General features: G+C 40.1%; 27 protein-coding genes and 2 pseudogenes. 18 read left to right on the top strand and 11 right to left on the bottom strand.

All coding sequences use genetic code 11. The features are described 5' to 3' along the window. Positions 1-405, bottom strand: a 405-nt coding sequence (locus tag HWQ41_RS21470; RefSeq protein WP_292767248.1) for a helix-turn-helix domain-containing protein, incomplete at its 3' end; no start/stop codon positions are given. Between the two features lie 140 nt (positions 406-545). Here HWQ41_RS21470 and HWQ41_RS21475 point away from each other — a divergent pair. From HWQ41_RS21475 to HWQ41_RS21495, 5 genes are all read left to right on the top strand, one after another. Next, entirely contained in the window at positions 546-890 is a 345-nt protein-coding gene (locus HWQ41_RS21475) for a hypothetical protein (protein WP_292767251.1), read from the top strand. 54 nt (positions 891-944) lie between these two features. Beyond that, positions 945-2225 (top strand): hypothetical protein, encoded by a 1281-nt coding sequence (locus tag HWQ41_RS21480; RefSeq protein WP_292767254.1) that lies wholly within the window; start codon positions 945-947, stop codon positions 2223-2225. Positions 2226-2781: 556 nt separating this feature from the next. Continuing rightward, a complete protein-coding gene (locus tag HWQ41_RS21485) occupies positions 2782-6768 on the top strand; it encodes a magnesium chelatase subunit H (RefSeq protein WP_292767256.1) in 3987 nt (1328 codons plus the stop codon). A gap of 217 nt (positions 6769-6985) precedes the next feature. After that, positions 6986-8293 (top strand): DNA sulfur modification protein DndB, encoded by a 1308-nt coding sequence (locus tag HWQ41_RS21490; protein ID WP_292767258.1) that lies wholly within the window; start codon positions 6986-6988, stop codon positions 8291-8293. Between the two features lie 65 nt (positions 8294-8358). After that, positions 8359-8511, top strand: a complete 153-nt coding sequence (locus HWQ41_RS21495; RefSeq protein WP_292767260.1) for a hypothetical protein — start codon at positions 8359-8361, stop codon at positions 8509-8511. 40 nt (positions 8512-8551) lie between these two features. On the opposite strand, the gene HWQ41_RS21500 is transcribed toward HWQ41_RS21495, so the two are convergent. Further along, positions 8552-8851, bottom strand: a complete 300-nt coding sequence (locus tag HWQ41_RS21500) for a hypothetical protein (protein ID WP_292767263.1) — start codon at positions 8849-8851, stop codon at positions 8552-8554. Between the two features lie 87 nt (positions 8852-8938). On the opposite strand from HWQ41_RS21500, the gene HWQ41_RS21505 reads away from it, so the two are divergent. From HWQ41_RS21505 to HWQ41_RS21525, 5 genes are all read left to right on the top strand, one after another. Beyond that, the gene (locus tag HWQ41_RS21505) at positions 8939-9514 is read left to right on the top strand and encodes a Uma2 family endonuclease (RefSeq protein WP_292767266.1); all 576 of its coding nucleotides are present in this window, start codon (positions 8939-8941) and stop codon (positions 9512-9514) included. 58 nt (positions 9515-9572) lie between these two features. Next, the gene (locus tag HWQ41_RS21510) at positions 9573-9851 is read left to right on the top strand and encodes a type II toxin-antitoxin system RelE/ParE family toxin (protein ID WP_292767268.1); all 279 of its coding nucleotides are present in this window, start codon (positions 9573-9575) and stop codon (positions 9849-9851) included. 79 nt (positions 9852-9930) lie between these two features. Beyond that, positions 9931-10242, top strand: a complete 312-nt coding sequence (locus HWQ41_RS21515; protein WP_292767270.1) for a HigA family addiction module antitoxin — start codon at positions 9931-9933, stop codon at positions 10240-10242. A gap of 318 nt (positions 10243-10560) precedes the next feature. Beyond that, positions 10561-10989 carry a hypothetical protein gene (locus HWQ41_RS21520; RefSeq protein ID WP_292767272.1) on the top strand — a complete coding sequence of 143 codons (429 nt, stop codon included), beginning with the start codon at positions 10561-10563 and terminating at the stop codon, positions 10987-10989. Next, on the top strand, positions 10977-11309 hold the full coding sequence (locus HWQ41_RS21525; RefSeq protein ID WP_292767275.1) for a hypothetical protein: 333 nt from the start codon (positions 10977-10979) through the stop codon (positions 11307-11309). The genes HWQ41_RS21520 and HWQ41_RS21525 overlap by 13 nt, the downstream gene beginning before the upstream one ends. A gap of 2 nt (positions 11310-11311) precedes the next feature. On the opposite strand, the pseudogene HWQ41_RS21530 reads toward HWQ41_RS21525, so the two are convergent. Beyond that, positions 11312-11749: pseudogene (locus HWQ41_RS21530) on the bottom strand (IS4 family transposase); the annotation flags it as partial. A gap of 156 nt (positions 11750-11905) precedes the next feature. Between HWQ41_RS21530 and HWQ41_RS21535 the strand changes: the two are divergent. Next, positions 11906-12613, top strand: coding sequence for a hypothetical protein (locus tag HWQ41_RS21535; protein ID WP_292767278.1), 708 nt, complete (start codon positions 11906-11908; stop codon positions 12611-12613). Between the two features lie 25 nt (positions 12614-12638). Here HWQ41_RS21535 and HWQ41_RS21540 read toward each other — a convergent pair whose 3' ends face one another. After that, a complete protein-coding gene (locus HWQ41_RS21540) occupies positions 12639-12800 on the bottom strand; it encodes a hypothetical protein (RefSeq protein ID WP_292767281.1) in 162 nt (53 codons plus the stop codon). Positions 12801-12905: 105 nt separating this feature from the next. After that, a complete protein-coding gene (locus HWQ41_RS21545) occupies positions 12906-13031 on the bottom strand; it encodes a hypothetical protein (RefSeq protein WP_292767283.1) in 126 nt (41 codons plus the stop codon). An 87-nt stretch (positions 13032-13118) separates the two neighbouring features. Between HWQ41_RS21545 and HWQ41_RS21550 the strand changes: the two genes are divergently transcribed. Genes HWQ41_RS21550 through HWQ41_RS21560 form a run of 3 tightly spaced genes read left to right on the top strand, consistent with a single transcriptional unit; the run spans position 13119 to position 15940 of the window. Continuing rightward, entirely contained in the window at positions 13119-13694 is a 576-nt protein-coding gene (locus tag HWQ41_RS21550) for a Uma2 family endonuclease (protein ID WP_292767286.1), read from the top strand. 21 nt (positions 13695-13715) lie between these two features. After that, positions 13716-15092 (top strand): DNA cytosine methyltransferase, encoded by a 1377-nt coding sequence (locus HWQ41_RS21555; protein ID WP_292767289.1) that lies wholly within the window; start codon positions 13716-13718, stop codon positions 15090-15092. Positions 15093-15100: 8 nt separating this feature from the next. Then, positions 15101-15940, top strand: a complete 840-nt coding sequence (locus HWQ41_RS21560) for a TdeIII family type II restriction endonuclease (protein ID WP_292767291.1) — start codon at positions 15101-15103, stop codon at positions 15938-15940. A gap of 305 nt (positions 15941-16245) precedes the next feature. Here HWQ41_RS21560 and HWQ41_RS21565 read toward each other — a convergent pair whose 3' ends face one another. The 3 genes from HWQ41_RS21565 to HWQ41_RS21575 all read right to left on the bottom strand — a co-directional run bounded on the left by HWQ41_RS21565 (position 16246) and on the right by HWQ41_RS21575 (position 17141). Next, positions 16246-16398 (bottom strand): hypothetical protein, encoded by a 153-nt coding sequence (locus HWQ41_RS21565; protein WP_292767293.1) that lies wholly within the window; start codon positions 16396-16398, stop codon positions 16246-16248. A 21-nt stretch (positions 16399-16419) separates the two neighbouring features. Next, positions 16420-16791, bottom strand: a complete 372-nt coding sequence (locus tag HWQ41_RS21570) for a hypothetical protein (protein WP_292767296.1) — start codon at positions 16789-16791, stop codon at positions 16420-16422. 179 nt (positions 16792-16970) lie between these two features. Then, positions 16971-17141 carry a PIN domain-containing protein gene (locus HWQ41_RS21575; RefSeq protein WP_292767299.1) on the bottom strand — a complete coding sequence of 57 codons (171 nt, stop codon included), beginning with the start codon at positions 17139-17141 and terminating at the stop codon, positions 16971-16973. A gap of 429 nt (positions 17142-17570) precedes the next feature. Between HWQ41_RS21575 and HWQ41_RS21580 the strand changes: the two genes are divergently transcribed. From HWQ41_RS21580 to HWQ41_RS21590, 3 genes and pseudogenes are all read left to right on the top strand, one after another. Further along, complete coding sequence (locus HWQ41_RS21580) at positions 17571-17912, top strand: XisI protein (protein WP_292767303.1); 342 nt, start codon at positions 17571-17573, stop codon at positions 17910-17912. Positions 17913-17993: 81 nt separating this feature from the next. Continuing rightward, positions 17994-18065: pseudogene (locus HWQ41_RS21585) on the top strand (Uma2 family endonuclease); the annotation flags it as partial. A gap of 80 nt (positions 18066-18145) precedes the next feature. Further along, a complete protein-coding gene (locus HWQ41_RS21590; RefSeq protein ID WP_292767306.1) occupies positions 18146-18538 on the top strand; it encodes a carboxymuconolactone decarboxylase family protein in 393 nt (130 codons plus the stop codon). 80 nt (positions 18539-18618) lie between these two features. Here the strand turns inward: HWQ41_RS21590 and HWQ41_RS21595 are convergent, their stop codons facing one another. From HWQ41_RS21595 to HWQ41_RS21605, 3 genes are all read right to left on the bottom strand, one after another. Next, positions 18619-19353 (bottom strand): phycoerythrobilin:ferredoxin oxidoreductase, encoded by a 735-nt coding sequence (locus HWQ41_RS21595; protein WP_292767309.1) that lies wholly within the window; start codon positions 19351-19353, stop codon positions 18619-18621. 65 nt (positions 19354-19418) lie between these two features. Then, positions 19419-20153 (bottom strand): 15,16-dihydrobiliverdin:ferredoxin oxidoreductase, encoded by a 735-nt coding sequence (locus tag HWQ41_RS21600; RefSeq protein WP_292767311.1) that lies wholly within the window; start codon positions 20151-20153, stop codon positions 19419-19421. A 144-nt stretch (positions 20154-20297) separates the two neighbouring features. Beyond that, positions 20298-20873, bottom strand: a complete 576-nt coding sequence (locus HWQ41_RS21605; protein ID WP_292767313.1) for a phycobiliprotein lyase — start codon at positions 20871-20873, stop codon at positions 20298-20300. A gap of 116 nt (positions 20874-20989) precedes the next feature. Between HWQ41_RS21605 and HWQ41_RS21610 the strand changes: the two genes are divergently transcribed. Then, positions 20990-21814 carry a pentapeptide repeat-containing protein gene (locus HWQ41_RS21610; RefSeq protein ID WP_292767315.1) on the top strand — a complete coding sequence of 275 codons (825 nt, stop codon included), beginning with the start codon at positions 20990-20992 and terminating at the stop codon, positions 21812-21814. The last annotated feature ends 173 nt before the right edge of the window (positions 21815-21987 follow it).

Below are 21987 nucleotides of genomic sequence, written 5' to 3' on the forward strand. Positions count from 1 at the left end.
ACCAATAACTATTTGATTATTTTCAATATTTATATTAGTTACATTAACTACTGCTTTATCAGGCGATAAATCTAAGCCTGGAACCTTTATCGACTGATTTTTATACCCTGCATCATCAAGCCATTCAGAAATATTTCGCCAATTTTCTAACTTTTCATCAGACTTATCCAACAGACTTTTTACATACCTATATATAGTTGCACAGAGGTCAGTTTCCACACCCTTCCCATTTTTACCAAGTTTCTCAGCGATTTCAGCCGGACTGAAGCCACAAAGCAAACCTCGTAAGTGTCGCTTTTCCACTGGTGTCAAACGCTTACCTTTCACTGATGACAAATCGGAGTAAAGGGTTTCCAAGTCCCAGCTATTCGCTGCTTGTGTAAAGGGTTCATTGCTGGATGCCATAATCAAATTTTGAAGATTGCCTTAAATTTCCTGATGTAATCTTACCATTATCCCTGATGGCAGCTAGGGGAGAATTAGCTTTTAGTTAAAATATACTGAGACTAAAGAAACAAAAGTTACATCATTTTGGGTGTTCTATTATGGATAAGCTAGTTGACAAAATCGCGGCATTAGGTGTGCCTGGTCTTGTACTTTTGGTTGCTATGGCTTTTACGGGATGGGCTGGAGCGGCTGCAATAACTACAGCTTTAGCAGTACTCGGTGGACCATTGGGAATGCTTGGAGGAATTGCTGTACTTGTCTTGCTCTCTCTAATGTCACAAGGATTAGCTGAGTATGGATTTGAAGCAATTTTTAAGTCTACTGTAGAGCAACTTAGAACACAAGGGAAATCTAAATCAGATATAGAACGCGAGATTGAATCCTACCCTATTTCAAGCGATTTGAAGTTGAAGATAAAGGATTATTTGACAAAACTTGCATAGCTAAGATACTTTTTACTATCTTATTAATCGATACTTAAAACAACAAAATTGACTATGAACACTAATCAAGAACAAGAATTAACTCAAAATCCTGTATCTCAATCAGGGGAAAATAATCAAACGATTGAAGGAGTACAAAAAGCAGATTTTTATAAAAATATAAGTTCATTTTTACAACCTATACTATCAGGTTTAAACAAGCTGTTTGTTGCCTTATTTAAACCTAATTCACCATCCAACCCTGTTGATGATGGAACTTTTTCTCAGAAGACAGAGCGTATTCGCGCCTATAGTGATTTTATTAAATCTGCATCTAAATTCATTTGGATTGGTGTTGTTTTCATAATCATTATTCAAGTATGGGGTAATTTTTCGCTCAATCACATCAGCGATGCATCTAAACGTAAATCAAATACTGTCACCATTAACATTCCTGAACAAAAGCTATCTCAAATGTCTGATGATGTTGCAAATGCTCTTGGCAAGGCATTAGTTAGTGCCAGAGCATCTGCATCGAATAATCTGGAACAATGGCATGATGAGGTAATGCGACGTGTAGACCATCCGTTTCTCGATTGGTACTACAATTATTTTACTCAGTGGGGTGTTGGTGTAGAAGCTATTTGGGTAAATGTTAGTGCTACTTCAGAAGAAGAAAAAGCTGAAAAATTAATTGGAAGTTTCCAAAATGAATTTACGAAAAAAGTTCTCCAACCATCATCAATGCAACTTGAGATGGAACGTTTTACAAGAGAAGCAATTGATAAATATGTATCCGAAGCTAATCAAAAATTAGCAGGAATCCAAAGTCAGTATCAGATTCCCCAACCTGTTTGGGAGGAATTTTTAGAAGGTTTAGGAAGTACAACATATAATACAGGTAGCAAAGAGCAAAATCTCTCTATTCGCGCACTTTCCCGTGGTACAGGTTATCTAGCTGCAAGTGCAATGATGAAAGCTGTTAGTGTTATTGGTACTAAGAAAATTGCTACGGCAACTGTGAGTAAAGCAACTTCTAAAATAGTTGCTAAAATAGCAACTAAAACTGCAACAAAGGTAGCAACAGAAGGGACAGGTGAAGTTGCTGCTGGACTTTTAGGTTTAGAACTACTTAATCCTATTGCTGGCTTAGGAGTTTTAGCATGGGATATCTGGGAGCATTATCATACAGTTAAAGTAGAAAGACCAATTCTAAGAGAAAACCTCAACAATTATTTGGATGAGGTAAAAGACTCATTACTGAATGATAAAGAAAATGGAGTTTTGTCTTCAGTAAATAAATTTCATGACGGAATTCTGGATACTTTAAATAGCAAGCCAATATTAGCTAAATAAAAGTTGCTTGTTCGGAAGCAGATAACGGGTTTCTGTTGTTTGGTTTTGATAATCCAATACGATTCAGATAAGACTAAAACCTTTATGTAGTGGACAGTGTAGAGACGCGAAATTTCGCGTCTCTACAGGTCTATCTATGGTTCTCCAAAAAATCCTTAACTGAACTGTACTGGTTGATAATCTCTCAATTTAACCCGAAAGAAACCCTGTTTATCTACTATTTAGTATAAATTATGACTATAGAATTAAAAGTCTGTCTATGCAAGTTTTGTTTTGTAACTGCACTAAAATCGCTAAATAGTTATTTAACTATACTATTAATATGTAACAAAAAATTTACAAACAAGTGAGTAATAAATTTTATACACAGTAAAGAATTACAAATAAATATTTCGTTTTTTATATCGATTTGTGTCAGATAGACGATAAAATGCCCAGTGGGCAAGCGTTTTCTGATAAAAAACACATATTGCCGAAAAATAACGAAGTCAACTGTGGCGGCTGATGCCGCTAAGAACTTCCAGTAGAGAACACGCATCAAAGGAGCCGAAGAAGCATGTTCACACACGTCAAGTCCACCATTAGACACATTGCGCCTGATAATTTACGCGGACGTAATTTAATCAAGGTGGTCTATGTCGTGCTTGAGTCCCAGTACCAGAGTGCTTTGTCGCAAGCGGTTCGCACGATTAACGCGAACAATCCCGACTTGGCGATTGAAATCAGTGGGTACTTGATTGAGGAACTCCGCGACCCAGAGAACTATGAGGAGTTCAAACGAGAAATTGAGAGTGCGAATATCTTCATCGCTTCCCTCATTTTCATCGAAGACTTAGCACAGAAAGTAGTAGCAGCAGTAGAACCACACCGCGATCGCCTGGATGTTTCCGTTGTCTTTCCCTCGATGCCAGAAGTAATGCGCCTGAGTAAAATGGGCAGCTTTTCCCTGGCACAATTGGGTCAGTCAAAAAGTGCGATCGCGCAATTCATGCGGAAACGCAAAGAAAAATCCGGCGCGGGTTTCCAAGATGGGATGCTGAAGCTTTTGCGAACACTGCCGCAAGTGCTGAAGTTTCTACCAATGGATAAGGCACAGGATGCCCGAAATTTCATGCTCAGTTTTCAGTATTGGCTAGGTGGTTCTCCAGAAAACCTGGAAAACTTCTTGCTGATGCTAGCTGATAAATACGTATTGAAAGATTTAGAGAAACAAAATTTTGCACCTTCTACATATCAACAGCCAGTGGTTTATCCCGATTTAGGGATTTGGCATCCTTTGGCTCCCAGTATGTTTGAAGATGTCAGAGAGTACCTCAATTGGTATACAGCTCGTAAGGATATTTCTAGCGATCTTAAAGATCCCTTAGCTCCTTGTGTCGGGTTAGTATTGCAACGCACTCACCTAGTTACAGGGGATGATGCCCATTATGTAGCAATGGTGCAGGAGTTGGAAGCACTAGGGGCACGGGTATTACCAGTTTTTGCTGGTGGTTTGGATTTCTCCAAACCTGTAGATGCCTACTTCTATGAACCAACTACCAACATACAGTTAGTAGATGCAGTGATATCGCTGACTGGTTTTGCTTTAGTGGGTGGCCCAGCCAGACAAGATCATCCCAAAGCAATTGAATCACTCAAACGCTTAAACCGTCCTTATATGGTGGCGTTACCCTTAGTATTCCAAACCACAGAAGAGTGGATGGATAGCGATTTAGGGTTACATCCGATACAAGTAGCTTTGCAAATTGCGATTCCCGAATTGGATGGGGCAATTGAGCCGATTGTATTATCAGGTAGGGATGGGACTACCGGGAAAGCGATCGCACTGCGCGATCGGGTGGAAGCTGTAGCCGAACGCGCCTTAAAATGGGCTAACCTCCGCCGCAAGCCGAAGCTGGATAAGAAAGTCGCCATCACCGTTTTCAGCTTCCCGCCAGATAAAGGCAACGTCGGAACCGCCGCCTACTTGGATGTATTCGGCTCAATCTACGAGGTGATGAAAGCCCTCAAAAATAACGGCTACGACTTACCAGAATTGCCAGAATCCGCCGAAGCGTTGATGCAAGAAGTCATCCACGACGCCCAAGCGCAGTACAATAGCCCAGAACTGAACGTTGCTTACAAAATGTCGGTTCCTGAGTATGAGGCGTTGACCCCATACTCTCAACGTTTAGAGGAAAACTGGGGCCCACCTCCCGGACATCTCAACAGCGACGGGCAAAACTTGCTGATTTATGGTAAGCAATTCGGTAACGTTTTTATCGGTGTCCAACCCACATTTGGTTACGAAGGCGACCCGATGCGGTTGTTATTCTCCCGTTCAGCTAGTCCTCACCACGGTTTTGCTGCCTACTACACATACCTAGAGCAAGTTTGGAAAGCTGATGCTGTACTGCACTTTGGTACCCACGGTTCCTTGGAATTCATGCCAGGTAAACAGATGGGGATGTCTGGTGACTGTTATCCAGATAACTTGATTGGCTCAATTCCCAACCTGTATTACTACGCAGCGAATAATCCGAGTGAAGCAACAATTGCCAAACGCCGGAGTTATGCCGAAACAATTTCCTACTTGACACCGCCGGCAGAAAATGCTGGTTTGTATAAAGGCTTGAAGGAACTCAGCGAGTTAATTGCTTCTTACCAAACTTTGAAAGATAGTGGACGCGGCATTCCCATTGTCAACAGCATCATGGATAAATGCCGGATTGTGAATCTGGATAAGGATATTAACCTGCCAGAAACCGATGCCAAGGAGATGAGTGCCGACGATCGCGATAATATTGTTGGCAACGTTTACCGCAAGTTGATGGAAATTGAGTCGCGGTTGTTGCCTTGTGGGTTGCACGTCATTGGTAAACCGCCAAGTGCAGAAGAAGCGATCGCAACTCTGGTTAACATTGCTAGTCTAGATCGTCAAGAAGAAGGACTTCAAGGCTTACCGGGAATTATCGCTAACAGCATTGGGCGTAACATTGATGATATTTACCAAAATAATGACAGAGGCATTTTACAAGATGTCCAGTTATTGCAAGATATCACCTTAGCAACCCGTGCAGCAGTTACCGCCCTTGTCCAAGAGCAAATCGACGCGGAAGGGCGAGTTTCTCTGGTTTCCCGGTTGAATTTCTTCAACATGGGCAAAAAAGAACCTTGGGTAGAATCATTGCATAAAGCAGCTTATCCCAAAGTTGACACAGCCACACTCAAACCCCTATTTGAGTATTTGGAATTCTGCCTCCAGCAAGTTTGTGCCGATAACGAACTAGGGGCATTACTCAGAGGCTTGGAAGGTGAATACATCCTACCTGGCCCTGGTGGCGATCCTATCCGCAACCCGGATGTATTGCCCACAGGTAAGAATATCCATGCTTTAGATCCTCAATCCATCCCAACAACAGCAGCAGTACAATCAGCCAAAATCGTTGTAGACAGGCTCTTGATCCGTAACAAGGCGGAAAACGAAGGAAAATGGCCAGAAACCATCGCCTGCGTCCTCTGGGGAACCGATAACATCAAAACTTACGGCGAATCCCTAGCGCAAATTATGTGGATGGTGGGCGTGCGTCCAGTTCCCGATGCCTTGGGACGGGTGAACAAGTTGGAATTGATATCTTTAGAAGAGTTGGGACGCCCCAGAATTGATGTGGTAATCAACTGTTCTGGTGTATTCCGCGACTTGTTCATCAACCAAATGAATCTGCTAGACCAAGGCGTGAAGATGGCGGCTGAGGCAGATGAACCTTTAGAAATGAACTTTGTTCGCAAACACGCTTTGCAGCAAGCTGAGGAAATGGGAATTAATCTGCGTCAAGCAGCGACGCGCGTTTTCTCCAACGCTTCTGGTTCCTACTCGTCAAATATCAACTTGGCGGTAGAAAACAGCACTTGGGATAGCGAAGCCGAGTTGCAGGAAATGTATCTCAACCGGAAATCCTTCTCCTTCAATTCCGATAACCCCGGAATCATGGACGAATCCCGGCAGATTTTTGAAAGTACATTGAAAACTGCTGATGCAACTTTCCAAAATCTCGATTCTTCCGAGATTAGCTTAACGGACGTTTCCCACTACTTTGATTCTGATCCTACTAAGCTGGTGGCAAGTCTGCGGGGTGATGGTAAAAAACCAGCATCTTATATTGCAGATACAACCACAGCTAATGCACAGGTGCGGACATTATCAGAAACCGTGCGTTTGGATGCGCGTACTAAATTATTAAATCCCAAGTGGTACGAGGGGATGTTATCTCACGGTTACGAAGGTGTGCGCGAACTCTCCAAGCGGTTGGTGAATACAACGGGTTGGAGTGCGACTGCTGGCGCTGTGGATAACTGGATTTATGAGGATACTAACGAAACCTTCATCAAAGATGAAGAAATGCAGAAGCGGTTGCTGAACCTTAATCCCCATTCTTTCCGCAAGATTGTATCAACTTTGTTGGAAGTGAATGGACGCGGTTATTGGGAGACTAGCGACGAGAATTTAGATCGTCTGCGCGAGTTGTACCAAGAGGTTGAAGACCGGATTGAAGGAATTGAGTAAGTTGATACATCATCAATAAGGTAGAAGGCACGGTGATACCGTGCTTTCTGCGTTTATATCGTGTTGACAACCGATGTTTGTATAAACATCGTTTTTTTTTGTTGACATTCTTATAATGTTTGTGCAAACATCTAAGATAGACAAGTTTATACGATAGCTGTTTACAAAAACAAGCGTAAGATTTTTCTTAAAACTCAATTTTACTAGGAGCAAATCAATGGCTTTAGTTATCCCATGTGTAAAAGGACGGATGGGTAATACTGACTTTTACCAAGCAAAAATGAGCGCACGCGATCTGGTACAAGGGGTACGTGCTGCCAGCTCACTCGAAGAATGGAAAGGAATGAGCATTGAGGAGCGAATGCAACGTGAACCAGACCTAAAACGAATTAAAGGAGAGATTGCTCCTTACATTGCTGGAACACAGGATCGCTTCTTTGGTGCAGTGATTGTACTGGTATACAAAGGAGAGATTTACTTTGACAGCATCAAAGATTGGGTATCTAGCAAAGCTCCACGAGCCTACCAATCAGTAGCAGATGATATAGGTGTCATCACGATTGATGGTGGATCTCTCATTATGTTAGACGGTCAGCACCGCCTTTTAGCTCTTGAAATGGTCATCAAGAAGCCAGATGAGGTAAGTGGAGAGTGCCGTGAGGAAGTGCCAAACGATGATATATGCGTCATTTTCATAAATCATGAAGATAACGAGAAAACTCGGCGCATCTTCAACAAGGTCAACCGCTATGCTAAAACTACCAGCCGGGGTGACAATATCATCACCAGCGAGGATGATCGCAGCGCAATTATTGCGCGTAAGTTGCTACTTGATGGAGCACCATTGGGTGTGAAGGCAAACGGCAGCAGTGATGTAATTGTTGAGTGGAAGAACAACACTCTTGCGGCTCGAAGCACGAAGCTGACAACCATCAGCGTTGTTTATGAGAGTGTCAAGCTCATTCTTGCTCATAATAGTGTGCCACTTGATCCAACTGTCCGCCCTACTGAAGAGGAACTTGAAGAATACTATGGATGGGCTGAACAATTGTGGAATACTGTCTTAGAAAAGTTGCAGCCTTATCGTGAGGCACTTATCGACAGTAGCCAGATTCCAGAAATGCGTAAAGATAACCATCCATACTCACTGTTGTTTAAATCAGCTGCACAAATTGCTTTATTCAAAGGTGTAATTATTGCAATACGCGGTGATCTCATAAGCCTAGATCAAGCAGTGCAACGAGCTAACAAAATTGATTGGAGGATGTCTTCAGAAATTTGGACAAATGTGCTTGTAACTCCTGGAGGAACTATGGCTAGAGCGCAACAGGCACAAAATTTAGGAGGAAAACTGATTGCGTATTTGATTAGTGCCGACAAAATGACACAGGAAGAAATTGAGGCTCTTCAGCGAGAATATAACAACGCACATGGAGTCGATATTAATGACCCTGACGCTGAATTAATACCATTGCCAAAACCTGTAGTGGAGACAGTATCCCAAACTGTACGAGCTTCAGCTTAATTGCTTAAATTGCAATTTTCACAAGTTTAGCAGCTTTTACAAGGAACTACAGTGTTGGTAGCTCCTTGCAAAATTTACCCAAAGCGCGATCGCACTCACTCTTGCACAACAGCGATCGCTTTATTTTTGAGGTTTTCTGTAAGGCGATCGCACTCACTCTTGGACAACAGGCGATCGCTTTATTCTTGAGGTTTTCTTCAAGGCGATACCTACGGTGAGCTACGCTAACGCACTCACTCTTGCATACAGGGCGATCGCTTAGTTTTTGAGGTTTTCTGCAAGGCTAACGCTCACTCTTCCATACAAGCGATCGCTTAGTTTTTGAGGTTTTTTGCAAGGCGATCGCACTTCCACAACAGGCGATCGCTTTATTTTTGAGGTTTTCTGTAAGGCGATCGCACTCACTCTTCCATAAGAGGCGATCGCTTTATTTTTGAGGTTTTCAGCAAGGCGACGCCGAATAGCCCGTCGTAGACATCGCTCACTCTTGGACAACAGGCGATCGCTTTGTTTTTGAGGTTTTCTGTAAGGCGACGCCGAATAGCCCGTCGTAGACATCGCACACTCTTCGACAACAGGCGATCGCTTTCTATAATATCATCATAAAATAAGTGTAACCTCTAGGCTTCATTGCCTATACTGCTGATGAACGCCCTAACCGTTAACCTTAAACCTGTGCTGGAATTGACAGATGAGCAGTTTTTCCAGCTTTGTCAAGCAAACCGCGATTTGAGATTTGAACGCACTGCAACCGGAGAACTAATTATCATGCCACCAACCGGGGGAGAAACCGGAAATCGTAACGCTGGGCTAACTGCTCAACTTTGGATTTGGAACGAGCAAAATAAACTGGGTATTGCCTTTGATTCCTCCACAGGTTTTAAACTTCCCAATGGTGCAGACCGTTCACCTGATGCTTCTTGGTTGAGACTGGAACGCTGGAATGTACTGACTCAAGAACAACAAACAAAATTTATACCACTTTGTCCTGATTTTGTTGTTGAGTTACTTTCGCCAAGTGATAGTTTGAAAGTTGCTCAGGAAAAGATGAGGGAATATATAGATAATGGTGTGCGTTTGGGTTGGTTAATTAATCGCAAATCTCGACAAGTGGAGATTTATAGACCCGGAAAAGAAGTTGAGGTGTTGGAATCGCCTGTTACCTTGTCAGGGGAAGATGTGTTAAATGGCTTTGTGTTAAATCTTGGACTAGTGTGGTAACAGAATGAAGGCATCCATTGTCAAATAATTTATGTAGGTTAAGAAGGTCAAAATTGAAATGATTCAAACATTTCAAAATAAATCATTAGAAAATTTATTTAGAGAAAATTTTAATAAAGGAGTTCCTGCAAACTTAGAAAAGAAAATTAGGATCAGACTTGAAGTTATAGATTCAGCATTAATTGTAGAAGATATTAGATTACCGGGTTATGATTTACATGAATTAAAAGGAGATAGGAAAGGAACTTGGTCAATTAAGGTATCAGGAAACTGGCGTATAACTTTTAAATTTGAAGACGGTGATGCTTATGATGTTAATCTTGAAGATTATCATTAAGTCTTGTGTTAATATGATCTTAATTGGCTAGACAATGCTAAATAAGGTTGACCAAATTATTAAGTAAGAAGTATTAATTATGGATAATTGGCAAGATATTACTGATGATAGATTAGTAAGACCAATACATCCTGGCGAAGTAATTGCAGATATTTTAGATGATTTAGATATTAATACCACAAATTTTGCAGAAAATTTAGGAGTATCTAATCAAACAATTCAGGAAATTATTAATGGTCAAAGATCAATTACAGTAGATATAGCAATACGTCTTGGTAAAGCTTTAGGAAATGGCCCAAGACTTTGGCTTAATCTTCAGCAAAAAGTTGATCTCTGGGATGCTTTGCAAAGCCATAAAGAAGAATATGATCAAGTCATGACATTGGTTTAGAAGAAATTGTGAATAATTATTTTTTGAATAATTTAAATTTACAGCAATTGTCAGGTAAATAAACCAAATTTTTAAATCTCACACATTCGCCATTAGGCGTTCACGCAGGGTAGGCACAAAGGAAGAAAGAGATTCATTGATGGTGTATCTAAATAAAACACAATATAACTGTACAACCCAGGATAGTCATTTATTTTCCTATTTATGACAGAGCATTAGCTTACTCTGTTTTTATTAATTTATAATAAATTATACGTTATTAAAAGCAATTATATAGTAATTTTACGCATACCATTTAATAATAGAGTGTAATTCTCAATGACTTTTAATGGTAATGCTTCTTTGAAAACAGATAAGAAGGAAATATCCTATAAAATCAACCCTTCTCATAGAAGAAGTGGAAATCCTAACAAATCTATATGGACTATTACACAAGATGAAGAAATTACTTGTTTTCAATTAGCTCTTTCAAAAGGTTGGTTGGAGGAAAAAACAGGTTGGGGAATTAAGCAGAATCAAATAGGTAAATTAGAACAAATAGGTTTATCGCCATTACAAGAACCTTTAAAAATAGCCAAATTTAGAGATGATAGTCAAACTAAAGAGTGGCATGGTCATCCTGCTGATTACCAGAATAATCAACAAGATAGACCTTCTACAAAAATTTTGCAAATTTGGAGGAACGACGGAATAATTGCCAAGCATCACATCACAAAAATACGGAGTGGAAAACAATGCAACCTTTAAAGCTCATAATTGAAGGTGACTTTTGGGATTGTCAAATATATAGAAATCGGCTTTATTTGTGGTACATGGATGGTTCTGTAGGTGTGTATCGTTGGGATGACATCATCAGTTCAATTTTTAAGGATCAAATAGATGATTTTCTTGTAAAAAGTGCTTTTATAGAAGGTGATTATTTATATAAACTGAATAACCAGCCGATATTAAATGATCCAGAAATTAAAAATCTATTTTTAAAGAAAATTAAAAAGTTATCAGCTAAAAACTTGTTAATCTCAAATAAAAAACTAAGAAAATTTGAATATTCCAGACAGGATAATTAGGTATTAAAAAGTGGTAATACTTCCGATAAAATTGTTTTCTGTTCATCCAAATTGCTACTACCCATTTTTGATAATAACTCAAAATATATTGGGAAGCTTCTTTTATCCCAAATTACACTAACCATGAACAGATTTATACAACCCCAATTTGTGCGGTCAATTGCTAGATAAATTATTTTTTGAGGTTCAAAATATGTTGATAACCATGCGGTAACTATTGGGAACCAAATTTTTTTGATAGAAAGATTTGGTAATGACAAAAATCTCTGAAGCCTCTTTCTTCTACTTTCAAATGTTATAGGAATTGGTAAAGCATTGGACAAAGCTTCTAAACTGACTTTTTTAATCGATTGCAGCACAGTTATCAAAATTTGTAGCAAGAGATATTTGGCAGTACTCAGTTGACTTCTGAGATGTGTTTGGTAGAATTTAGGTAACATTATCAATAGATAGGTCTTCTTGACAAAACTAGACCTATCTTTTTCTACCATAAATTACTGCATTCTTTACCTAATAAGCTTTTTAGCCTATTTCGTCGCCCCGTCAGGTGGGATTGTCCGCTTTTATCAATTAGCGCATCAAAAAATACCATAGGTATGGCAGCTGGAGATGAAGGTGCTTTTGAACTACATCTTAATAACTATAGCTATGGAATTGAATCACTTGGTCTTGAAGAAGTTGATAACAAAGTTTACAGAGTTAGCAATAGGCATTCTTCGTTAGTAAATTGGGCTTTTGCAAGCTTATATATTTCCTCTTATGTTTCCTCAGGCTTTCTTGCAGCTTTTGGCTGGGATAACAATAAAAACAGTAATATCGAAAGCAGAAATAGGAATTTTAAAAGAATCATTCCTGATACAGAAGTATTTAAAAAATCAGGTTTTAGCTGGGGTTGCCAAGAGAAAATCTATATGGCTAATTCTAATCGTATTGATGTTGTTCACTACACCCAGTCAAAAGTCTCTAATGATAATAAAGGTGCTTTTTCATTATTGGAACCTTTTTCAAATGATTCAAATTCAGGTAAAATAATTAGTGCTGGTACTGCTTATTTTGGCGTGATTGTAGAATATGATGAGTCATTAACTGTTTTATGTAGCGATCAAGAAATTATAAATTTTTCTGAGCCTGTAGTTCGTTGGAGAGTTTACCCTCGTTCAATTAGGTATGAAAATCATCTTCACGTTATCTATGAAGATAGATTAGAAATTTACTCTTTTAATCATGATTATTTCATTAAGCAAGAAGACAAAATTCTGGGTATTCAGTATAAAAAGGAAATAACTAATAAGAATAATAGATAAATATAACAATTATATAAATATTTACTTATTTCAAAAGGTGGATATATGCAAAATCTCGTTGTAAATACAAGGAGGCGCAATTTTGGAAGTCTAAGAGGCGATCGCTTTGTTTTTGAGATTTTCTGAAAGGCGATCGCTTTATTTTTGAGGTTTTCTGCAAGGCGTAGGCGTAGCCCGTCGTAGACATCGCTCACTCTTACATACAAGCGATCGCTTTATTTTTGAGGTTTTCTGCAAGGCGTAGGCGTAGCCCGTCGTAGACATCGCTCACTCTTACATACAAGCGATCGCTTTATTTTTGAGGTTTTCTGCAAGGCGTAGGCGTAGCCCGTCGTAGACATCGCTCACTCTTACATACAAGCGATCGCTTTATTTTTGAGGTTTTCTGCAAGGCGTAGGCGTAGCCCGTCGTAGACATCGCTCACTCTTTCATAACAGGCGATCGCTTTCTATAATACCATCATAAAATAAGTGTAACCTCTAGGCTTCATTGCCTATCCTGCTTATGAACGCCCTAACCGTCAACCTGAAACCTGTGCTGGAATTGACAGATGAGCAGTTTTTCCAGCTTTGTCAAGCAAACCGCGATTTGAGATTTGAACGCACTGCAACCGGAGAACTAATTATCATGCCACCAACCGGGGGAGAAACCGGAAATCGTAACGCTGGGCTAACTGCTCAACTTTGGATTTGGAACGAGCAAAATAAACTGGGTATTGCCTTTGATTCCTCCACAGGTTTTAAACTTCCCAATGGTGCAGACCGTTCACCTGATGCTTCTTGGTTGAGACTGGAACGCTGGAATGTACTGACTCAAGAACAACAAACAAAATTTATACCACTTTGTCCTGATTTTGTTGTTGAGTTACTTTCGCCAAGTGATAGTTTGAAAGTTGCTCAGGAAAAGATGAGGGAATACATAGATAATGGTGTGCGTTTGGGTTGGTTAATTAATCGGAAATCGCGGCAAGTGGAGATTTATCGGCAAGGCCAAGAGGTTGAGGTGTTGGAATCGCCTGTTACTTTGTCAGGAGAAGATATTTTACAGGGGTTTATTTTAAATATTGAAGCGATTTGGTAACTGAATAACAAAACAAGAGTCATGACAAATGTTTATGCTCAACAACTAGAATTATTTCAATTATTTGAACCTGCAAGTATCATAATTTCTCACTCAAAATTTACATTTATAGATTTATTCGCTGGCATAGGTGGATTTAGAATTCCTCTGCAAGAGTTAGGAGGAATATGTCTAGGCTATTCGGAAATTGATAAAGAAGCTATTAAAGTTTACCAAAATAATTTTATTCGTGATGCCAATACTAACGAAGCATATTTAGGAGATATTACTAATTTAAATAAGCTCCCATTTGAAATAGATTTGCTAGTTGGCGGTGTTCCTTGTCAACCTTGGTCAATAGCTGGTAAATTACAAGGTTTAGACGACCCCAGAGGTAAGCTATGGATTGATGTTTTTAGAGTCGTCAAAGCTAACCAGCCCAAGGCATTTATATTTGAAAATGTTAAAGGTTTAACAGAGCCAAGAAATAGAAATAGCCTGGAATATATACTTAATAATCTTACAGCATGTGGTTATGTAGTTAAATACCAAGTGCTTAATTCCTACGATTTTGGTTTACCTCAAGATAGAGATAGAATATTTATTGTTGGAATTAGAAATGATATTGATAAATGCTGGGCTTTTATCTTTCCTCACTCCTTAGATAAACAGCTAAAACTTTATGATGTAATTGCTGGTATTCAACATAGTAATTTTGCGAAAAAGAAATTTCCACCAGAAATTTTATTTTCTGATGGTAAAATCCCAGCATCTAGAGGTAGATTTCAAAAAATAGATGAATTAAATGATTTTTTCACTTTTGCTGATATTAGAGATGGACATACTACTATTCATTCTTGGGACTTAATAGAAACAACTTTAAGAGAAAAACTCATTTGTCAAACTATATTGAGAAATAGAAGAAAGAAAATTTATGGACTTAAAGATGGTAATCCTTTAGAGCTTAAAGTATTACAAGCTCTCATTCCTAGTTTACAGATTGAAGAAATAAACACTTTAGTAGCTAAAGAAATTCTACATCTTGTCGAAGGTAAAGGCTATGAATTTGTTAATTCTAAAATTTCTTCAGGAATTAATGGAATTTCTAAAATATTCTTGCCTCATGCTGAGGCTATTGCAACTTTAACAGCAACCGGAACTAGAGACTTTGTTGCAACTATATCTATAGAATGTCAGGAGCCAGAAGCATATAAGCAAACTTTTATTCAAGAAATTTATATCAAAAAGAAATATAAACCTTTAACAGCTAAAGATTATGCTATATTACAAGGATTTCCAGAAACTTTTAAAATCGCTGAGAGTGAGAGTACAGCGAAGCATCAATTTGGTAATGCGGTTTCCGTTCCTGTCGTTTACCATTTAGCAAAAGCTTTGTTAAATATAATTCTACAGGTTTAATTTTCAATATGGCAGCTATTAGTTTAAACACTCACGTAGCAATTAAAGGTTATTTAGAGGGTTTTATTCAGGGTCTGATAGATGAATATAAAGGACGTAAAATTTTAAAGCCTAATAGTGCAGTAGAGTATCTATCAAGATATTCGTCTAACGGAGAATTAAAGCCATTTCAAGCGGCACTTATACCACCAGAATTAATACGTATCAATCAATTTGAACGTGGCTTGAGTACCAGATTGGGAAATTCTCTAGAAGAATGCGCTCGCTTAATTGCTCTAGAACATCACCAAGATGTACGTCGAGGTTATGATGTTAAAGCGGAAGTCAGTAATGCTGCTTTTGCAGAAGCTGAACTGCAAAAACAAAATTACGAATCTGCTGCTAAAAAAGAACAAGCAAAGCCAACTTTTGAACAGATGATAACAGCAGTCTTGAATGCTAGACGCACTGATGATTTAAAAACAAAGGTGGTTCGCGCTGACCTTTATATTATGGACAAAGATGGCACAGAATTATTATTTGAAATTAAAGCTCCTAAACCAAACAAAGGACAATGTTTAGAAGTCTTGCAACGTCTACTTAGATTTCATTTACTGCGCGGTGTAAATCGTCCCCAATTACAAGCTTACTATGCTATGCCTTATAATCCATATGGTGTAACCAAAGCTGATTATAAATGGACACAGGCAAAAAGTTATTTACCTTTTGAAGAGGCTGTAATTATCGGAAATGAATTTTGGAATATTGTAGGGGGAGCAACTGCTTATGAAGAATTATTAGAAATCTATCTAGAAGTGGGACGAGATAAAAGTAAATATATGTTGGATGCTTTAGCTTTTGGGTTTTAAGAGTTGTTTAACAAACACAACCAGGGGTAAAAACTGTAATCAATATCATAACAGGCGATGTCTAACGACAAGCCGCTGCGCGTCTACGCTTTATTTTTGAGGTTTTCTGTAAGGCGATCGCTCTTCCACAACAAGCGATCGCTTTATTTTTGAGGTTTTCTGAAAGGCGATACCTACGGTGAGCTTCGCTAACACACTCATTCTTCCACAACAGGCGATGTCTAACGACAAGCCGCTGCGCGTCTACGCTTTATTTTTGAGGTTTTCTGCAAGGCTAACGCTCACTCTTCCATACAGGCGATCGCTTAGTTTTTGAGGTTTTCTGTAAGGCGATCGCACTCACTCTTACATACAGGCGATCGCTTTATTTTTGAGGTTTTCTGAAAGGCGATCGCTGACTCTTTGACAACAAGCGATCGCTTAGTTTTTGAGGTTTTCTGTAAGGCGATCGTGCTCACTCTTCCACGACAGCGATCGCTTTATTTTTGAGGTTTTCTGCAAGGCGATCGCTCATCTTCCATACAGGCGATCGCATTTGCTATATCGGCGATCGCATTTGCTATATCGGCGACTCCATTTGCTATATCGGCGACAGCATTTACTATATCGGCGACAGCATTTGCTATATCGGCGACAGCATTTGCTATATCGGCGATCGCATTTGTTATTTCAGCGACAGCATTTGCTATTTCGGCGACAGCATTTGCTATTTCGGCGATCGCATTTGTTATTTCAGCGACAGCATTTGCTATTTCGGCGACTACATTTGCTATTTCGGCGACTACATTTGCTATTTCGGTGACAGCATTTGCTATTTCGGCGATCGCTGTTACATAAATGATTGGGTTCATCCCGAAATAACAGACAAATACAGCTGGATGGATTAGTAAAAATACAGAGAAACTCTTGTTTTTAAGGTTTTATGCAAGGCGACGCCGAATAGCCCGTCGTAGACATCGCTCACTCTTCCATGCAGATGATCGCCTACAATGCCATCATACAATCAGCGATCGCAACATACAAAAAAGACTCAAACTATGAGTGTATCCAACACTAACACTGATAATGCTGGTAAAGACGGCAACCGCGCATCGTTTGTCAAGAAAAATGATGCACCTCCACGAATAGCAGTAGCCATCTGAATAGCATCTGGGGTTCTTAAGTTATAATCTGCCCTTAATTGTGCCGCATTTTCAGCCATTCCATGAATCACGTTCCTGATTAACGTATTCTTGAGCATCAACGCCATTCCAGATTTCTTTACCTAACCCACGTAATTCGAGGATACTACGCTTTGGCTTAGGTGTCATCGCCACCTGTTGACGAATTAAGCTTGACAAGTGTTCAATTAAGCGTATTTGCTCTTCAGGAGTTAGGCTTTGAGCTTGCAGTAGTACTTCTTGATAATTAAAAGTAAAATTTACACTTCCACTTCTCTGGATTCTAAGTCAAATATACACAGACGGACTGCATTTCTTTATTTTAAAAATAAACGTAGACAGGCTTGATATATGCTTGTTTATCAGAATAACTATTGCGATCGCTCACTCTTCCACAGCAGGCGATGTCTGCTTTAGCACAGGAAGCGATCGCTGATTGTTTTTAACAATGAAAGGGAGGAAATTACTTTATGGATAAATTAACAGCATATCGAGAGTTAATTAAACAGGTGCTAATTGAATATGATAAATTATCTCGTCAATCACCTGATAAAATTGCTGAAAATTGTTTAGTGTTTGATGAAAATCACGATCATTATCTCTGGTTAACTGTAGATTGGCAAGGTAGCAAAAGACTTAAATATACTCATGTTCATATTCGGATTAAGAATGAAAAAATTTTCATAGAAGAAGACTGGACAGAAGAGGGAATAGCGACTGAATTAATGAAGTTAGGTGTACATAGCAGCGAGATTGTGTTAGCTTTTCAGCCTCCAGATGTAAGAAAATTTACAGAATTTGCAACAGCTTAGTAAATTATTATTCTATCGGGGCGATCGCTGATGCCATCATAAAATAAGTGTAATCTCTAGGCTTCATCCTCTATCCTGCTTATGAACGCCCTAACAGTCAATCTTAAACCAGTGCTGCAACTTACAGATGAGCAGTTTTTTCAGCTATGTCAAACTTTCAATCTGATTGTTAATTAAATCCACAAAACTACTCTTCTCACGTAGAAGGGCATCCCACTATGTTGAATAGAAACATGACTAAGCTGATTGAATACGAAGAAGCCAGCGACGAAGTACGTGCAGTATATGACGACATCCGCGCCACACGCCAGAATGACTATATCAATAACTTTTGGAAAGCTATAGCCAACCATCCCCCCAGCTTGCAAAGAACTTGGGAAGCTGTGAAGGAAGTGATGACCAGCCCTGGTGAGATTGATCCACTGATGCGCGAACTAATTTACATTGCCGTGAGTGCGACCAATGGCTGTGAGTACTGCATCGCCTCGCACACAGCAGCGGCGCGTGCCAAAGGTATGAATGATACCATGTTCGGGGAACTAATGGCGATCGCAGCCACTGCCAACATGACCAATCGCCTTGCCAACGGCTATCAAATTCCGGTGGACGAGAGATTTAAGACGTAGGAGTGTAGCCTTGTCTATCCCTACTTAAAAATAAGGTTTAGCAGAATTATTGACTATGCCCAAGATTCTACTCTAGTAATCTAGAGATTCCTCTCTAGGTCAAATAAAAAGCCGTGGATATATTCCTCAGTCCATTCGGCACCATAGAAGCGTTTGAACATCCCTCGTGCTGGGTCTTTTTCAGCCCGATATCGCAGGTATCGCAGTTGGGCTTGCTCAATGGCTACTAAATTTTGGGAATCTGTTACAGCTTCTGCCTGCTCCACAAAATCTAGATAAGCTTTCAAATAGTCTTTGAAAGCGGCAAACACCTGAGTTTCTACTACAGCCGTTTCTTGGGGACGAGTCCACAGAAAAGCGGGAGAGAAAAAAGGCCGGGCTTCTTCTGGAAAATCTCCTCCCCAAGACAGATGCTGTTGATGAGCGTGGAAAATAGGCAGAATTGGTTCAGTATATTTTGCCTGATATGCTGGTTCATCGCGAAATAAGGGCTGCATATCTAAAGCAATTAGATGTCCTCCTGGCAATGTCACCAGATCCGCCCCAAAAAAGGGTAAATCGTAGTTTAGACGCGGGAAAATCACAAAATTCAGCACTTGCAGCGAATTGCCACCCTGTACGTGAGCTGCACGAATTTGCCGCAATTTTGCGGTTTGAAAAGCATAACTGGTGGTGACAACCTCTTCCTGATTCTTTCCCTTGCCCACAACAGCACTCTTGGACTCAAACCCAGTGGGGATAGGATAGGGTTGTAAATCCAAGCGCGATCGCATGTAAGCGATCGCATAATCGAGAAATGGTTGATAGAGTGTCAAGGTCGCTTCGCTCCGAATTCAAAATTAATAATCCCCAATGCCCAATGCCCCATGCCCCATACCGATTATCTTTTGCCGGCACTAACTGCTAGGGAAACAGCATCTTCAAATAAGAATTCATGGAGAAAGCGCTCTGCCCATTCATGACCAAAGTAACTGCTAAACAAACCAGATGCTGGATCGCGGTCTGCACTATATTGGTCATAGTCTTTTTGGGCTTTGACAATCCGCTGGATATCTTCAGGGTCTTGGAGGGCTTGGGCATCTGCTAACATTTGCCAATACAAGTTTAAATAATCCTGAAAAGCTTCAAAGACTCGCGTTGCTACTGTTTCAGGATCTGTTTTGGCAAACAATAGGTACTTAGAAAAATACTGGTTGGCATCGTAAAACTTCATTTCTAAGTTTTGCGCCAAATCCGGGTATTTATCATGGAGAGATTTTAGCGGAACTATATATTTTTTTTGATAATCTTCATCCTGAAATAAAGGCTGAAAATCAAGCACAATCAGGTTTTTGACTTTACCAAAGGATAAAAAGTCAATTCCTAACAGAGGTAGATCGTAGTGATGACTAGGATAAACCACGCTGTTAAAAATTTGGGCACTCTCGCCGGCATCAATGTAGGTATAGCGAATTTTCCGCAACTCTTGACATTGGTGACACCAACTGCGAATAGTTGCTGGGTTTCTGCCGCGATCGCTAACTTTGGATTCCAAACCAGGGGGAATGACCCTACTTTGTAAATCAAAACGCTGAAATAGCTCTTTTTCTAAAAATTCTAGGAAAGGCTTATACATGGAGCATGATTTGTTAACCCTTGCATGAAAATAAATGATGGCAATCATGCACGTCTCATTTATGAGAAACAAAGCAACATTCCTTAATAGGGCATTGGGCATTGGGTATTGGGCATTGGAAAACTCTTCCCCATTCCCCATTCCCTACCTAGCATGATTCCGACTGATCATTTGCTCCAAGACTTCTTGAGAAACACAGCGACGCTCAGAACAATAAGTCATCAAGTTGACTCCGTTCATCATTCGTACTGTACTGACTCTGACACGAAAATCATCCGTAACAAACCAACAACGTTCCTGACCTTGATTGTTGTCATAGTCAGTATCAATCGTCAGCACTCCATCATCAGCAAACTGATACCGACTCACAACCGGAATGCTCTCAACATAGCCTTGGTTGCGAATCAGTTTTCCAGAACGCCTTGTTTCGTCGGGAACATCAACCAAAATGGCCGCATTATCGGTATTCGGTAGCCTGGTATCTAGGTTAGCTTGCCATGCAAAGCTAGCACCGCCTGTTGCTTTAGTAGGGTCTATCCCTTGGGCTGTACAAACTTCTTGGACTTTCGGATCATCCTTTTCCATGATTTTTATAATCAAATTCGACTCCCCCGACTCATCCGCTGCCGAGTCAAAATGATGAACGGAGCGTTCCGTAAACCATGTCCCCTCACTTTTACGGAAGAAGTCGATCATTGTCAAGGGCGGTATTAGATGCATCTGTTTTGAAACCTCATTTGATCAAATTTTGGCGTTATTGAATACTGAGTTATGAGATCAAGTCCCGATTTAGCTAAAGTGTAGAATAACTCCAAAAGTGATATTTTAATCAGCTGATGACAAATAGTGAAATTCAACTTATTACTAGCGAACGCCCCAGTCCAACTCCAGAAATCTTAACAGCCCTCAAAAAAGGAATCCCTCTGGATTCGGTCGATTTATACCAATTCAATCTGAGGGAAGTTGATTTACGACAAGCTAATTTGACTAAAGCCAAGCTATTAGGAGCCGACCTCAGTGAGGTGATCTTGAGTAATGTCGATCTGAGTGGGGCTGATTTGCGAGGCGCTAATCTGCGAGGAGCCGATTTGAGTGGGGCTGATTTGCAGGGAGCTTATTTAAACCGTGCTAACCTCCAACAAGCAAATCTCAGTGGTGCAAATTTGGAGGGAGCCAAACTCCAAGTAGCGCGTTATGATGCACAAACGAAATGGCCCCAAGAATATAACTACAAAGCTTCTGGAGCGGTAGGGCCGGGTGCTAATCTCAATGGTGCTTTTCTGAATACAGCTTCTTTACGAAATGCAGATTTACAAGGCGCTAATCTGCGTGGTGCCTACCTGAGTGGCGCTGACTTGACAGGAGCAAATTTGCAAGGTGCGGCTTTAAGTGGGGCTGACCTAACGAAAGCTTATTTGACAGGGGCTTGCTTGCGGAATGCTCGATTGACTGGAGCCGATTTGCGAGATACAGACCTGCGAGCAACTGACCTCAGTGACGCAGAGATGGAGCATCTTCAAAGTATCGCTGGGGCAGATTTTACTCTTGCCCAAGGACTCACAGAAGCAACTAAAGCCATGCTTTCCAGCCGTCCATATTCAGAACTCGACGTTTGGAACACCTACACCCGCAGAACAACTCGTGAAAGTTTGAGTGCTTAACTAAACTAATTAGACATAGGAGTGAAAAAAAATGTAGAGATGTAGCTGTGCTACGTCTCTACAAGGGTTCTGGATAACACATATTTAATTTCTGGATGATGTCTAGTAGTAATATCAGGGGACTGGGGACTGGGGACTGGGTTGAAAGTCTGTTTGTATATAGGTTTTATCAT

Source organism: Nostoc sp. NOS(2021), from assembly GCF_017115025.1.
In the GTDB taxonomy this organism is placed as follows: Bacteria; Cyanobacteriota; Cyanobacteriia; order Cyanobacteriales; family Nostocaceae; genus Nostoc.